Source organism: Mesorhizobium sp. NFR06, assembly GCF_900115245.1.
In the GTDB taxonomy this organism is placed as follows: Bacteria; Pseudomonadota; Alphaproteobacteria; order Rhizobiales; family Rhizobiaceae; genus Mesorhizobium.
The window spans coordinates 204,360-218,864 of sequence record NZ_FOVT01000005.1; the positions used below are offsets into that span (position 1 = coordinate 204,360).

Annotated in this window: 16 protein-coding genes; 14 read left to right on the top strand and 2 right to left on the bottom strand. The window is 60.3% G+C overall.

The window, feature by feature from the left end:
- The first annotated feature begins 6 nt into the window (after window positions 1–6).
- From F3H96_RS11815 to F3H96_RS11855, 9 genes are all read left to right on the top strand, one after another.
- Entirely contained in the window at window positions 7–711 is a 705-nt protein-coding gene (locus F3H96_RS11815; protein WP_149801916.1) for a hypothetical protein, read from the top strand.
- Window positions 712–750: 39 nt separating this feature from the next.
- Complete coding sequence (locus tag F3H96_RS11820; protein ID WP_149801917.1) at window positions 751–1,854, top strand: hypothetical protein; 1,104 nt, start codon at window positions 751–753, stop codon at window positions 1,852–1,854.
- Window positions 1,855–1,884: 30 nt separating this feature from the next.
- Window positions 1,885–2,721: a hypothetical protein gene (locus F3H96_RS11825; protein WP_149802045.1), complete on the top strand. Its 837-nt coding sequence runs from the start codon at window positions 1,885–1,887 to the stop codon at window positions 2,719–2,721.
- Complete coding sequence (locus F3H96_RS11830; RefSeq protein WP_149801918.1) at window positions 2,718–3,752, top strand: DUF4438 domain-containing protein; 1,035 nt, start codon at window positions 2,718–2,720, stop codon at window positions 3,750–3,752. Before F3H96_RS11825 ends, F3H96_RS11830 begins: the two co-directional genes overlap by 4 nt.
- A 38-nt stretch (window positions 3,753–3,790) precedes the next feature.
- A complete protein-coding gene (locus F3H96_RS11835) occupies window positions 3,791–4,480 on the top strand; it encodes a hypothetical protein (protein WP_149801919.1) in 690 nt (229 codons plus the stop codon).
- 11 nt (window positions 4,481–4,491) lie between these two features.
- Window positions 4,492–4,848 (top strand): hypothetical protein, encoded by a 357-nt coding sequence (locus F3H96_RS11840; RefSeq protein ID WP_149801920.1) that lies wholly within the window; start codon window positions 4,492–4,494, stop codon window positions 4,846–4,848.
- The gene (locus F3H96_RS11845; RefSeq protein ID WP_149801921.1) at window positions 4,845–5,666 is read left to right on the top strand and encodes a serine protease; all 822 of its coding nucleotides are present in this window, start codon (window positions 4,845–4,847) and stop codon (window positions 5,664–5,666) included. The genes F3H96_RS11840 and F3H96_RS11845 overlap by 4 nt, the downstream gene beginning before the upstream one ends.
- A gap of 174 nt (window positions 5,667–5,840) precedes the next feature.
- Window positions 5,841–6,335: a helix-turn-helix transcriptional regulator gene (locus tag F3H96_RS11850; protein ID WP_149801922.1), complete on the top strand. Its 495-nt coding sequence runs from the start codon at window positions 5,841–5,843 to the stop codon at window positions 6,333–6,335.
- Window positions 6,336–6,633: 298 nt separating this feature from the next.
- Window positions 6,634–6,987: a nuclear transport factor 2 family protein gene (locus F3H96_RS11855; RefSeq protein WP_149801923.1), complete on the top strand. Its 354-nt coding sequence runs from the start codon at window positions 6,634–6,636 to the stop codon at window positions 6,985–6,987.
- Window positions 6,988–7,101: 114 nt separating this feature from the next.
- Here the strand turns inward: F3H96_RS11855 and F3H96_RS11860 are convergent, their stop codons facing one another.
- The gene (locus F3H96_RS11860; RefSeq protein ID WP_149802046.1) at window positions 7,102–7,530 is read right to left on the bottom strand and encodes a MucR family transcriptional regulator; all 429 of its coding nucleotides are present in this window, start codon (window positions 7,528–7,530) and stop codon (window positions 7,102–7,104) included.
- A 238-nt stretch (window positions 7,531–7,768) separates the two neighbouring features.
- Here F3H96_RS11860 and F3H96_RS11865 point away from each other — a divergent pair, with 238 nt between their 5' ends.
- Together F3H96_RS11865 and F3H96_RS11875 are read left to right on the top strand one after the other, a co-directional pair.
- A complete protein-coding gene (locus F3H96_RS11865) occupies window positions 7,769–8,179 on the top strand; it encodes a helix-turn-helix transcriptional regulator (RefSeq protein ID WP_149801924.1) in 411 nt (136 codons plus the stop codon).
- Between the two features lie 242 nt (window positions 8,180–8,421).
- The gene (locus F3H96_RS11875) at window positions 8,422–8,748 is read left to right on the top strand and encodes a hypothetical protein (RefSeq protein ID WP_149801926.1); all 327 of its coding nucleotides are present in this window, start codon (window positions 8,422–8,424) and stop codon (window positions 8,746–8,748) included.
- Between the two features lie 12 nt (window positions 8,749–8,760).
- Here the strand turns inward: F3H96_RS11875 and F3H96_RS11880 are convergent, their stop codons facing one another.
- Window positions 8,761–10,182 (bottom strand): exonuclease domain-containing protein, encoded by a 1,422-nt coding sequence (locus F3H96_RS11880; protein ID WP_188131359.1) that lies wholly within the window; start codon window positions 10,180–10,182, stop codon window positions 8,761–8,763.
- A 1,248-nt stretch (window positions 10,183–11,430) separates the two neighbouring features.
- Between F3H96_RS11880 and F3H96_RS11885 the strand changes: the two genes are divergently transcribed.
- From F3H96_RS11885 to F3H96_RS11895, 3 genes are all read left to right on the top strand, one after another.
- Window positions 11,431–12,384 (top strand): DUF3102 domain-containing protein, encoded by a 954-nt coding sequence (locus tag F3H96_RS11885; RefSeq protein ID WP_149801928.1) that lies wholly within the window; start codon window positions 11,431–11,433, stop codon window positions 12,382–12,384.
- 365 nt (window positions 12,385–12,749) lie between these two features.
- The gene (locus F3H96_RS11890) at window positions 12,750–13,310 is read left to right on the top strand and encodes a hypothetical protein (protein WP_149801929.1); all 561 of its coding nucleotides are present in this window, start codon (window positions 12,750–12,752) and stop codon (window positions 13,308–13,310) included.
- Between the two features lie 373 nt (window positions 13,311–13,683).
- On the top strand, window positions 13,684–14,463 hold the full coding sequence (locus tag F3H96_RS11895) for a hypothetical protein (RefSeq protein ID WP_149801930.1): 780 nt from the start codon (window positions 13,684–13,686) through the stop codon (window positions 14,461–14,463).
- Window positions 14,464–14,505: the final 42 nt, after the last annotated feature.

The following is a 14,505-nucleotide window of genomic DNA, read 5'->3' on the forward strand; positions in this document are numbered from 1 at the left end:
AGAACAATGGCTGCGAAAATTGATTTCCCATATTACCCCGCCAACAAATTCCACGCAGGGATCAAGGCCCGTTTCGAGGCCGCGGCCGAGACGCCGCAGGCCATCGACCGGCTAACAGACGTCGTTGACACGGGCAGCGCGGGGAACCAGGTGGCTGTCGGCAAGGTCGCCCACGCGATCGATCGTCTTCGCGACGACGGGCCTGGGAAGCCGGGCTTCGATCGGCTTGCCACGGCGGTAGAAGCCGTGGCCTTCGGACTGGCCAGTCAGCCGAGTGCCGACATGCTCGACAAGAAGCTCACTGCCATCGGCGACGTCCTCAAGGAGCTGCATGCGACCGTTCAGTCGCTCGGCTTGCGCAACAAGGACAATGTCACCGCGCTCTATGCAGCTGCGATCGACACCAGCGGTGACATCGTTGGTCGCACTTATGCGGGGCAATGGCTCAACCAGGCTAATTTCAAAACACTGCAGGACATAGTGAAGTTCAATAGTCGTAAGCAGCTGGAAGTCCGCCGCCAGGATTTCGTAGACCAACTTCGTGCCGTCGATCCAGTGCCGCCCGGGCTTCCGGCGGTTGTCACCGACGGCGACTTGGCACGCTTCTACGAGCTGGCGCCAGCCGTCCTGAAAGCGATCAACGACAGCCAGGTCGCCTCGTCCCCGCAGAGCCAACAACCGTCAGGCGCGGAACCGCCTTCAAACACCTGAGCGAGTGAGCCGCCAATTCGAGCAAGATGAGGTCTGATTATGGCTAGTGAATCCAACCAGGTCATTCAGCGGCTGTTCCAGCGCTTCTTCAGGGACGAGCTGTCTGGATTGTCGCCGGCGGACCGCGCCGCTTTCGAAAGTGAATTTGAGGATCGCTACGGGGAACTGCTCGCGCGTTCGTCGAGCGCCACGACGACCAGCTTCGCGGACTTGGTCGGGTTCGGCGACGGGCCGATCAAGCCGTTCGACTCGCTGCAGATGCCGTTGCTGCGAAACGACTTCGACGAATCGATCATACCGCCGCAGCTACAGGCGTCGGCCGAACTCTATTACATCTACCAGATGGACCGCATGAAGCTATTCCAGGTAGTCGACGTATTGCGACGGTTGTTCCAGAACGGCCAGATCCGCATCCAGCGCGGCCCCGGTGCACGCGGGCTATACATTCTCGAAAAGTGGCGGCCGATCCGCTACAAGCGCCGCGACCGGCTGATTGCCTATCGCCGTGTCTTCAACTATGGCCGCGCGCCGGTGCCGGCCGGCGCCATCGTTAACCGAAGCTTCCACTTCATGCTGGTCGCCTTCATGAATGCGATGTCGCAGTATTTCCAGGATCTGACGATCGGCCAGGTCATTCGCGGCAGTGCTTCGATCAACGACCGGCCGTTCGCGGCGCTTGCCACGGTGCAGCGCGTGGGCACTGACCTACGTTATCATCTCGACCGCTCGAGCTACGGCAACATCCTGGCGCTTACCCGAGAGACCGGACAGTATGTGCAGCAGATCTTCGAGCTGTTCGACGCGCCAGACATCAAGAAGTCCTTCGACGCCAACACCAAATGGGACGTCATCGAGGCAGTCGCGAACCGCCATCTCGGCGGAGCCGCCGAAATGTCGCAGCGTGCCAAAATGGCGGATGCAGGGCGCCGGATCCTCCAATACATCGCCGAGAACGAGTTCCGCACCACAATCACACCGGCCGAGTTCGATGCCGATGCCAAGAAGATGGGTTCCCAAGCCGATGCGTGGCTGGCTGCCTACCGGCTGACGCGCGAGGGGCAGCGTTTCCCCGGTCTCGATGGCGATCGTGTGCACTGGTCACTTGGGCTCAACCGAAACACCGCTTCACGCATCGCCGCCTGAACAGTTCGCCGGGTATGAAGAGTGTCAGCGATGGACAACCCTCTTTCTCTTCCCGGGCGCTTTGCGCCGAAACCGCCGAACATCGTCATAGACGCGCCGCTGGCGCTGTCGCCGATGGGGCTGCTGGTGACGGTGGTGCTTTCCCAGTCCGCGCGGGTGTGGCTACCGCGCGGCTTCTACACCTTGCTCGACAATGACGAATACTATCGCCGCCGACCAGACCAGATGGCCGGCTCCTGGTTCCACCCAGAAACGAGGGAGGCGCACCTCAAGGAGTTGACGCTGGAGCTCGAGCCTTGGCGCCGCGCCTGGCAGAACGGCAGGCTGTCGTCCCGGGTGCACTGGATCGGCGACGCGCAATATGAAAGTGCGCTGCCCGAACGGGAGCAAACGGCGCTGCTACCGCGCTTCGAAGGTTGCTGCGCGGCACTCGAATCCAGGATTAGCGACCAGCTCGGCACCGCCGCGCCCCTTGATGAATGCGCCCGCGACGCGATAGCGTTGACGGCCGCCCTGCAACCGGACAGTGCCTACATCCTCACCGCAGCCGGCACGGGGCCCGGCAAGCCGCCACTCTGCGATTATCTCGATCTATTGGAGTTTCCGGCTAGTCGCCATGCCGGCGCTTTGCCCGGCTGGGCCAACCCCGCATTCTGGCCGGCACTCGCCCCGCTTGCTGCGAGTGGCCGCAGTGCGGCCATAGTCCAGATCGTGGCTCCGGTCATTCTGGCGTTGCCCGACGGCTGGACCGAAACAGACTGGGCGCTGGAAGACCCGACCAGCCATGACGAGGAAACACCCGACGATCCCTGGCGGAACGCTTGTGCCCTGTGGCACGAACTGGCGCCTGCGGAGGCTGCGGCATGAGTTCGTCCCGCCTCCACCCGGTGCACGGGCTGCGCACGAATGCGCGTGACCTGGTGATGATCAGCGTCGCCGGGCAAGTCGCCTCGCCCACAGAGAGGGGAACGCCTTGGCGCATCGGTTATGACGGCAGGCCACGCTCGCTGCCGGGCACAGGTGGCATCGTGCTCAATCACCGCGTCGGCGACCCTTGCGTGGGGCTGGCAGGCGATCATGTGGAGCCGGCGGTATCGGTCCGCAACGAATCCCGCTCCGCCGGCGGCAGCCCCGATGCCGCCAATCAGGCGCTGCAGAGCTATTCCTGCGTCGGCAATCACGCGGTCGTCACCACCGGCCGCGCCGCCGGCGCGCGAGGGGTGGTTACCGGCAAGCATGGCGGTGTCGATACGGTGCTGATCGACTTTCCGCTGCCGGCGATGCGGCAAATGGCGATCGGCGATCGCATCCAGGTGTGGGCTTATGGACTTGGGCTGCGCCTAACCGACTATCCCGACGTGGCGATTTGGAACTGCTCGCCGCGGCTGCTGGCGCGCTGGCGGCCAGTCGAGCGCGAGGGCCGCATCCATGTCGAGGTGACGCACCGCATTCCGGCCCGTGTCATGGGCTCCGGTCTCGGCCGCAACAACGTCCTACGCGGCGACTACGATATCCAGATGTCTGATCCGGCCATGGTGCGGCGCTACAGGCTTGGCTCGTTGCGCTTCGGCGACATTGTCGGGATCATGGACGCAGACAACCGCTATGGCCGGTCGCGGCTCGAGGGGCATGTGTCGGTGGGCGTCATCGTCCACAGCGACAGCACCGTCGCTGGTCACGGCCCGGGCGTCGTCTCGTTGCTTTCGGCGCCGGCCTCCCGCTTGCGGCTCGAACTGTCGCCGGACGCAAACATCGCGCGCTACCTGGATATTCGCCCGCCAAGGCCGGCGCGGCCGTCGTTCCCGCTGCCGACGGTTGAGCAGCGGGAACGAACGGTCGCACGGCTACGCCAACGGGCGACGGCATCGGCCGCCACTGCGAGAACCGGGCTTGGCTGATCCGGACCAAGAGGAAACGAAAACGGAAAGGAGCCGGCATGTCATATCTCAGCGAGCGACTCGACGCGCTGGTCGAAGAGGCCGCACAGATTGCCGGTCACGGCGCGGCCTGCGGCTGCGCGCGCTGCCGGCAGCAGCAATCCTTCCGCGCGGTCGAGATCAGGCGCCGTCATTTCCCAGGCTGCGGCTGTGGCTGCGGCTGTGGCGAGGCATCCTTCGACGAGACGGCCGTGCGACGCGCACGGCCGGCACGCCGCCAGACATCGACGCGCGCTGCGGGATTGCAGCTGCCGGGCTGGCGCGGCTGGACGGCGCCGGTTTCGCTCGCTGCCATCGATGCAGCACGCGCCGCCGCCAGCCGGGGTGAACCCGTCGACTCGCTGCTGCGGCCTTTCCTGGCGACGGGACCGCAGGTCTACCGAATCACCCGCGCTGGCATCGATCGCAACCGGCCGCTGAGCATTGGCATGACCAAAGCTAATAGTTCGATCGCCCAGCGGATCATCGAGCATTACCGACAGCCGAGTCGAGCCGATCCCAGGGTCAATGCCGCGATCCGCAACCTCCAGCCCGGTCAAGTCTTGGTCCAGGCCGCCCGCCTAACGCGGCAGGGCATGCATCCGCGGCGGGCGAGAAACTACGAAGGTTGGCTGCAGGACCGGGAGCGGCCGCTGCTCTACGATCCCAACAGCACCACATTCGATGAAGCCGGCTTGATACGCAACTAGAGGAGGTCCCTATGCAGGGGCAAATCGCATCCCATTCGCGGTCTGTATGGGCCAATCTCGACGCCATCGTTATCGAGGAGGTCGAGGCGCTGCACCGAGCTACACCGCGCGGCGCTGAGGCTCCGACGCCAGAGGAGGAGGTGCCGTTTCGCTCCGATGACGAGTTCATGCGTCGGGCGACGGCCTACCTCGGCGGTCGGGGCGGCGAGGCCTATCGCCTGATAGAGCACCTGCGCGACGTGCTTGGCCTCGACCGGGCAGGGGACGCAGCTGTTGGCCCTCAGGAGAGCGCCGAAGACGGCCCGGGCGGCGAGGCCGGTCTCTCCGCGGCCGAGCCTCCGGAGATCGAGTCAGGACAGGAAAAATGACGCTGTTCGACGAACTGCCTTTCGCGCTTGACCGGCTGGCCGACGAAGCGGACTATGCGGTGGTCGGGCCGACAGACGGCCGCGCCAGGGTTGCGCACACAAACCGGTTTCCACACAGCGCGGTCTGCCATATCGAACGCGATTTCGGCGACGGCCGGCTGACAGGCTGCACTGCATTCCTGATTTCGCCAACGCGTCTACTCACCGCAGCGCATTGCATTACCAGTCCCCTCCGGCAACGACTCGGTCTTCCGAATCTTGCAGCGCGCATCCGTGTCACGCCTGGCCGAGCGTCCCGTGACGCCCAGCCCTTTGGGTCGCAGTGGGCTAAGCAATGGCGCGTCAACCCACCTTACCGCCGCCGCCCCTGGGCGCAGCACGATGTCGGACTGATCGAATTGGAGCGGCCGTTTTCGCCTTCGCCCGGGTTCTTCCGGCTGTGGTCGCCATCCCGTCAAGATCTCGAAAGGATTCGGGCGTCACGCTTGCTACACATTTCAGGCTACCCGGCCGACAAGCCGCTGGGCACTCAGTGGGAACACTCCGAGCGCCTCGACCGGATCACTGAACGGCAGCTCTTCTATAGCGTCGACACGTGCCCCGGCCATAGTGGAGCGCCCGTTTGGATTCAGCGCCAGCAGGGCGGCGCGCCGGTCGTCATCGCAATTCATACGGCCGGCCCGCGGCCCCATTCGGGAGGCGCTTGGGGGTGCCGGCCGGGTGTCCCCCTTGCTCCCGCAGGATTGTTCAACCGGGGCGTCAGGTTCACGCCGGACCTTCTGCGCTCCATCCGTGCTGAATTCCTTGCCGGAACGTGACGCGCTCGATTTGATTTTTTGGAATGCTAATATTCGGAGAAGTGATATAGTTCAACGATTGGCATCAGTGCAGCATCAAATAGTGGACGCACCGGGAGGGCGGCGGCGCGGTTGTTTTGTTAAGTCGCCTAAGGGTGCATCGTAGTTAATTCTTGGTAACCAAGGCGTTCGGCTATGACTATGCCTGCCGAGAACTTGCGGACACTTCCCGACGTCGCACACGAGAATGCTTCGTCTCAATGTGGTGGTGCGGACAGAGATACTTCCAGCTTCATCGTGAATGGCCATTCGCTAGTTGCAATCCGAGATCTGGACAGCGAGGGGCATGGAGGCTCAGATGCCAAAGCTCATCTGCGTGTTCCGGTGGGCCATATGATATGCGCCGGCACACATTATCTGATCTACAACGCCGACGAGGCGCATGGGGCTTCCGCCGGCCTTCCGAGCTCCCCGGCTGAGATTTTGACGCGACGCGAACTCCAGATTGCGCTGTTAATTTCGGACGGTAAGCTGGACAAGGAGATAGCAAGGCAACTTGGCATCAGCGGTTACACCGTGCGCGAGCACATCAGGCGTATCTTCGCGAAGCTGAATATCGGACGGAGGTCGGCAATAGCCTCTTGCGTCCTGGCCGGCCGCTCGGATTTTCGCCAGGACTTTGGCTCATAGGGCGCTGGTTTGGCTGTCCAACCGGCATCAAACGACTTCATAGGGACGACCCCCCGGGCAAGAGCAGGAGGTGTTGGAGCTCTTGCGCGTTTGCCGCCAGCGATCGAAAGCGCACTGGCCGCGACAAGAACTAGGACCATCATAAAACACTCCTAACGCGCCCGGGCAGACGAATGTTTTGTGACCTTGGCGACGATGAGGCGGATGGGCGGTGATCCGGCTGGAGCAGCCGGCCTAAACGGGCTGGCCGGTATATACGATACTGGTAATTTACTCGCAGGGAACGGAAGGCTGATCGATGTCGATCCGAGATGAATTGCAGAGCTTTTGGAATGCCTATTCCGCCGGCGACGCCACAGCTTGCGGGGCGATGTTCACGGCCGACGCGGAAGTGCATTCGCCCTATGCTCCACCGGCTGTCGGCCGCGATGCTATTGAAGCTCTCCACTCAACCTGGACGCAAGGGCATGCCGGGGCAAAGGAAAAGAAAATGACGGTGATTCACGCCGGCAGATCGGGCGATCTCTGTTGGAGCCTAGCCGCCTACACGGAAGGGCTTGAAGTAGGCAACGGCACATCCGTCAGCGTCTTTGAACGCCAGGCGGACGGGTCATGGCTGATACGGATGTGCAGCCTCAACAGCACCGATTAAGGCAGCCCCCCGCGGGAACGGCACCGCTACAGTCCTCGCACTGAACGCGTCGCTTCCGTATCGGTCAAAATTGAGCCGACGTCGGAGCTCGTGCAAATCTGGCAGGATCCGCTATCACCTGCCCAAACGCTTCTTGCCAGTGCTCTTCGCTGGTTTTGCCGCGACCTTCCGCCCTAGGCCTGAAGCCTTTGCCAACTCTGACCGCTGCGCGGCGTAGCTCGGTGCCACCATCGGATAATCTCGCGCCAAGCCCCATTTCTCACGATACGCTTCCGGCGTAAGTCCGTAGTGCACGCCGAGATGTCGCTTCAGCGATTTGAACTTCTTTCCGTCTTCGAGACAGACGATGTAATCGGGGAACACCGATCGCTTAGGATTGACCGCGGGCACCCGGGGCGGCGTCGCAGGCTCGGTCGGCTGGCCGACCTTAGCAAGCGACGAATTCACGCTTGCGATCAGATCCGAAAGAGATGCAACCGGCACCGGGTTGTTGCTGACATATGCCGACACGATGTCGGCGGTAAGCTCAATCAAAAGTGGCATCGGCTGCTGCGTCTCGTCCGGCACTCAAATCTCCTGCGTCTAGAACCAAAGGCGACCCTTATCGGCTTTAGAAAGAAACGCCAAGGTGGCAATGGAAGCTCAGCTTTCAAAAATCGCCAATCGGCGAAATTGCGGTCTAGCGTGTTTCGCCTAGCTCCCACCAAAAACACCGTCTGCTGATCGCTATAACAATGCAAGACAGATCATCAACGATCTGAAGCTCACAAGGACGATCGACATGACACACTCCGAAACAAGGCCATATGCGAACACGCGGCTTGCGAAATTCGTCGAGCGGCGAATTCTTGAACTGAGGCCAAAGAAGACGCAATCGGCTATTGCTAGCGAAGCCGGATTTTCTCAACACACGATGCTGGTGAACATTAAGACGGGCACAAGCAAACTGCCGCTCGACCGCGTCCCTGCGCTCGCAAAAGCTTTGGACTGCGATGCAGCGATGCTCTTCATGCTTGCCATTGAACAACTTGGTAATGACGCCACAGGTGTCGCCATCAAGCGCATCTTCGGCACCTTGGTCACGGCCAACGAGGCCGATTGGCTTGAGGAAATTAGGGACGCATCAGGTCATACCGACCCAAGCATCACCTCCAAGGCTCGCGCAGCCATTCGCGGGATCTTTGGCAAGTGAACAGAGTCGAGAACAAAACGACCTCCCCTTGGCTCACTCACGGCATTAGGCCCACCCCGAACGAGTGCTCGTGGATTGAGTTTATCCGATTGATCACTGCGGATAGTGACCCTCCGCCGACGTTTGAGCGTGTGCAAAAGCTCCGCAAGGTCTTCCAGCAATCTCGCGGACGCTAGCTCAATCGCTTTCCCGCTAGCCTTTTTCATTCGCCCAGGTCGCACCTGGCGCGCTGATCCATCGCCATGACCAAAAAAACCTACTTCAACCCTCGCTGGGACGGAGCGTCGATCCCCAAGAGGCACTGGCACTTCCATCGCCAACTCCTCATTCGCTACAGGATCGTCCTTGGACCCGGTGACTTCTCGGAAATGCTCCATGACATCAGGCACGGTTACGCCAAGCTAATTGAAATGCGCACAAAAAAGATGGCCATCTACTCGGTCAGAATTTATCGGTTCGACGAGCGGATTTACGTCCTGTCCGACGGTAGGGATGTCTTCACCGCCTGGCCGCCCAGCAAGAGACTCAACGAGAAGCGCCGAGCCTTGCGCTTGGACGCCGACGATTGATCGTCGCTTCGGTCAGCCGACGCCAGGAACCCCCAGAAGCTGGCGAGCTTCCTCTCGCCAGGCCTTCAGCCTCGTCAGGTGCTCACCAAGCCTCGGTCGATGGGCTGGCTCTAGATTCGCCAGAAGCGCCTCACCGTCCTCGATCGCCTGCTCGAGCGTCACCCATCTTGTTGCTTCGCGGCGGGCATGGATGCGCTCGGCAACGGCGCGAGTATATTGATTTCGCATTGTGTCCGGCATGATGTAGGGCGCGTCGAAGTAGATCAGGCGCCGCGACAGACCTCTCAATCGCGGGTCATCGAACTGGCCTGATATAGACAACCTTTGAGGCCATTCCGCCCTGTGGAACTCGTCGATCAGATACTGGTCTCCCGGTGAATAGAACCCCCCGTAGATCTGCTCCTCGAGATGTGGGCTCTCCGGGAACGGAGCTCGACTGGATACAACGGTTTCAATCAGGCGCTTTCTCAGGCCTTCATCCGCACGCACTTGTTCAGCGCGTCGAGCGATCTCGTCGAGGCCAATTTCATACCCTGCTGCTTTCGGACCGGCGACTTCGATTGGCAGGAAGAGGGGACAGGCGTTCAGCTTCAGGGACGATACGGGCCTGGGCTTGGTCTTGATATGGGCGGAGAGCTCTTCGGCCGTCATTGCAGCAAGCAGCGCTGGATCTTGCCTAAGGTCGAGCGTGAAGAGTTCGCCGGAGTTCCCGGGATTGATCCCGAGGGCCGTAACCAGGCTCGGCACACATCGTCCAAATCGCAGAAGCGTGGCAACGAATGCCGACTGGTCTTCCACATATTCGGTTGCGAGCGCCTTCGTCCGATAAGCCATCGCAGATTGCCAGATCACGGGCGCATGCGCACGAACGAGCCTCGCCAAGTGAATAGTGGCATGAACGTCGGCCAAAGCGTCATGGGCGTCGCTGTGATTAAAGCCGTTCACTGGTGCAAGCCGATCGAGTTTAAAACTCACACGTGCCTTCTCGTTCACAGGCCAGTGCAGGCCATCAGGCGCGAACGCGTGGGTGGCAATCATCAGGGGTAGGATGTCGAGCCGCGAATTGCCGCCGGTATTGGTAAGATAGATCGGCAGGAGCGAGCCATAGAAAGCTCGCCGGAGCATCTCCTCGTCGAAGCTGATCGAGTTATATCCAACCACCGTCGCCGGTGACCAGGAGTTCATCACCTCATGGATACGCCGGCACATCTCGAAGTGAGAGGGCAGGGCAGGATCGAACAGCTGCTCGACGCGAACACCTGTCACCAGCATTGCAACGGGCGAGGGCACGATGTGTGGGAGGAGCCGCGAGCGGATCTCGAACGTGTCGACCACGTTGAGATCGTCATCAGTCAGAACAGCCGCAAATTGGAGAATCTGATCGAAGGATCGATCAGCCCCGGTCGACTCAATGTCGTAGAAAACGAAAGCCATCCGCGCCTGCCCCTGCAGGCTTAATGCACGAATACCTATTTGGGTGACAAGAGCGCATCCTGTTCGGAAAAGCGCGAGCACCCGAAATATAAGCAGGGAGTCTGGACAATCATCGCCCGGCAGACAACGGGCGGCAACTTGAAAGGGTAAACTGTCCGGCATTGGGCGGATACGTATTCAGGACCCCAGCTCTCATGACTATATGTTGCTGCTGCCTAAGTGTGGTCGTGGACAGAGGGGAATGTGCCTGTCACCGACCGCATGTCCCCAACGAGCCAGCGTCCAAAAGCCCATGAACCCTAAAAGGTTGGCGGTTTTGTTCGCCGGAAGGTCCACCCCCTTAGGAACCAATCGACATTTTACCTGCAAGTGTTCCAAAGGATCGAAGTCCTAGGGTTGCCATGGTTCGTCCATCCGGATGCCTTCTGGTGCCCAGAAATTTGGAAATCCGGAACCACCTCTCCCGGTGGGGTCGCAAAGGCTCCCGTCGGCAGATCCGATCTCTGGCGTTGCCGCCGGCAACCACGCGCGTGTTCCAGTTTACGCATTCTGTCAAATCATCTCTCGACGAAAGATGACTGACTCCTATTAGGTTGACAGAAGTTGACGTAAGTTGACGCGGCACCCCTGGCCAATAAAAAATTGCCAAGGTGTCAACCAACTCTGGCGAATCGCAAACTCGGCATATAAGGCCGCCAGATCGCTTAGCGTCGAGGACTTGGATAAGGGCTCCAAAGGTGTCGGATACGCTCTGGTCGCTTTCCCTGACCGATACAGAGCGTAGCCCGATCGGCACTGGCCACATCAAGCTACTCAAGGCTGAATAGCTATTCTTCGTTTAGGCTTTGCATGTGTTGGGGTGCTTCTCGGGTCAAGCACGGACTGGTCACCCTCGCTGCGTGAGACATCTGGAGGCCACGCAGGCGAATGAAGAAGCACAACCCGCGTCATGGGCCCTGGATGAAATGCGCTCCTGCACTTGCCCTGGGTTGGTAGTCGGGACATCGCCTTTGGATTTTGCAATCGCAGATTTCCCGCGGGGGCCACCCAGCCTCAGCTGATCTACCGCGTTCGCGGGCGAGCTCGTCGGCGGGTTGAGGGCGCTGACCGTGAGGTAGGACTGCTCAAATATCCAAACGACTTGAATTTTGGGGCCACCCCGAGGTCGCCAATCTTTTTTGCAAAACCGACGAACGCGCCGCCGCGTCGCCGCTATAACGCCGCGAGCCAATCACAAAGGAGAATACTATGGCTCACGAAGACGACGTCCAGGATCTCGACCTCGACAGCAATGACCTTGCCGAAGTCGATAAAATTGAGGTGGAGGAAAGCAAGCAGGAGGCCTACGCAAGCCAGGAAATGACGTCGTTCCGAGCGCCCGTCTATAAAGAGATGACGCTCGCTCTCGCTAAGCAGGCCGAGGAAACTGCTGGTCGCATCCGCGACCACAGAAAGACGATGCGTGGGAGCATGGTTAAAATCGGTAAGGAGCTGGCGGCCATCAAGGACAAGCTCGGACATGGTCATTTTAGCAAGTGGCTTGTGGCTGAGTTCGAGATGTCGCACCAGACCGCATGCAACTACATGAATGTCGCGCGTGTCTTCGGTGAAATCGACCTTGAGGTCGACCTGGCTGACGCGACTCTATCGTTGCTCGCAGCGCCGAGCGTCGACCATGTGAGAAGTAAGGTCCTCGCCGAAATTAGGGCGGACATGGCCAAAGCTTTCGCGAGAGCGCCTTCAGCGAGAGCAGTGAAGCAGAAGATCCACGCTGCCTTGAACAAGAGCAAGGCCGCTGTCGCGAACGCACCTGTGAAGGCAGCACCGACTACCACAAAGTCATCGACACCTCCACCAGCTCAGTCGCCAACGCCTGCCACGCCGATCAATGGCACGCCGCCGAAAGCGGCATCTGTTAAAGGTGCATCCATCTCGTCGCCGGCACCCTCACCGAGTGCCAGTTCATCGGCGGTCTCACCAACTCGTGCTGCGCTTCCAGCGGGGACGCCAGAGGTCAGAGCGGTGCCGACCTGGAGCTCAGAAGCAAAGGCGGCGGCTGCCAGCCTGGTCAAAATGCTGTCGAGCTCAGTGGTGGAGTTCGCTAGGCTTTACGGGATCGCAGGCCATCAGGCGTTCGGCGAGGCACTGTCCGCAGCGTCGAAAGAAGCGGAGCGGTCGCAGGTGCTGCACAAGGCAGCCTAGACCGCAGGCTGGAAAGGTGGCCCCCGCCGGACACGGCGGGGCTACCACGGAGCCGCCGGCGGCCGGTAGCGTGCTTTGCCTGTTTCTGTAAGATGCGGGTGCTTCCCGAGCCGGACCAGTTTCCTGAGCCGGCTCCTTCTTCTTCCACCTCCCCTTTTCCGGCGAAGAAAAAAAGATCCGCCGGGCGAGGGAGGTGACAAGCGAGCGAAGCGAGCGCCGGAACCGAGCGCAGCCCGTCGCGCCGAAGGCGCGACGTGTTTGATAAGCGTGTCACGCTTTTTGGACTCTTGTAGAATCTTTTATAATTAAAGAGTTGTATATTACACAGGAGAAAAGCGTGACACTCAACCCGAATAAGGAGGCAGATGAAGGTGTCGCGCCCGTATGAACGACCACGGCCATTGAGCGACGATGAGATGGAGCTGCGTGCAGAACACAATATCGAGCTCAACGAGGTCCCACGTTCCATTGAACTCGACCTGGGAGGCGATGGTCCAGATGTCGACTGGAGCGTCCTTGACGTTCCGGCAACTATCGAGAGTTCCGCGCCGGCAAAAAAGAAGATCGATCCCGCCAGGCTTGCTCTGCTCAATAAGGGCATCGTGAGGGCCAAGGAACTGACGACACTGAATAAGGCTCGTTATTCAGGACAACGACAGAAGGATCGTGGGGAGAAGCGACTCCAATATGCGACCAAAATCCGAGCGGAGCAGGACCGAGCTGTACGCCCATACAGGCATCTAGGGGCTATGAGTGCGGAAGAGAAGGCCGACCATGAACGCGAGCTGGCACGACTCCGCCAAGAGAAGCGCCGACAACGCAGGCGTGGGTCGGCAAGCGGACCGGTGCCAGGCAAAGCTGGCGCGGCGGCCGGCGCCGGGGACAGCGGATTGTCAGACACCTGGCCAAGGGCTCCCGACAGTTAGCCCTCTAACCGCGCTGGAACAGCGCCTTCTCGGTTCAGCGCTCCTGCCGCATGACCCGCCGCGGGCATGTCGCGAGATAAATGCGATCTTGTCCTGGCGACCAGACACAGCCTAGGCTGACACGGCCGACCATTGAGGTTCGCATTGCCACCACAAATGGCGACGTCAACGCTTTAGCCTCTTTGCGCGCCCAGGTAGCTGCAGTCTTTGCCCCGGGGCCGGCCGGCATCTCGGCTCGACCGGCGAGTTCGTATCCCAGGTGACGCATTACTGCGTTCTACGTTTTTCTCGTTTTTGACGCACTCGCTCGCTGCCGGCCGCTATAACAGCAATAGTTCGCAAACCCGTTTCACCAAACCAGAAGGAGAATAGCGTGAGCCACGAGCATAAACATATCGGACGAGAAGAACGAAATAACGACCAAGACGAGGCAGATTTGATGGCTTTCCTTAAGGAGATTGACGATGAAGGCGACACCGATGTCTGCGATCAGGAGGATGTTGCATACGAGAGGAGAGTCTGCGTGCCATTCCCGATGGAATGTCCCTCGATCTTCGGTGTCAGCTACATCGAACTGCCAATTAGAAAAATTCTGACCTGGGCAGCCGAGGAATATAAGGACAGCCGCGAGCTGCTGATGAACATCAGAGAAGAGTTCTATTTCGGTGATCATCCGGACGATTATGACTACCTCGTTGATTCCGGGCCGGTTCATCTCCTTTCCCGTGAAGAGTTGGCCATCCGACGCCTGGCGCTTGAAAAGGATCGAGGTGCCCGTGAGATGCGTCGTTTGGGGTTCCAGCGAGAGGATGAGCTTGGCGAGCACCAATGTGAAGAGGACCGGGGAGCTCGCGAAGCAGCGAGACATTCGTTTCGCAAAGAAGACGAGGAGATCCGAAAAGGTAAAAGGGACTGTTGGGCCGAGGACGAAATGATCGACCGGGAGTGGGAACGATTCATCGTTGAGAGGGACAGTTGGCCCCCCGAGCGCAGGAGCGAAATGGAGCGGGCCGAGCGAGCCAGGCTCGCCGCTTTGGATGAGCAACTTCAGTCCAGGTATGGAAAGCTGTCCGATCTTGAATTCGCTTTGATGGAGAAGATCACGAGGCGCGGTGAGGCGGAGGCCAAATTCGCGTCGAGTGCGAGCTCCTAGGGTGCAACCGCTTGACTAACTTCCGAACGGCCGACCCTACGC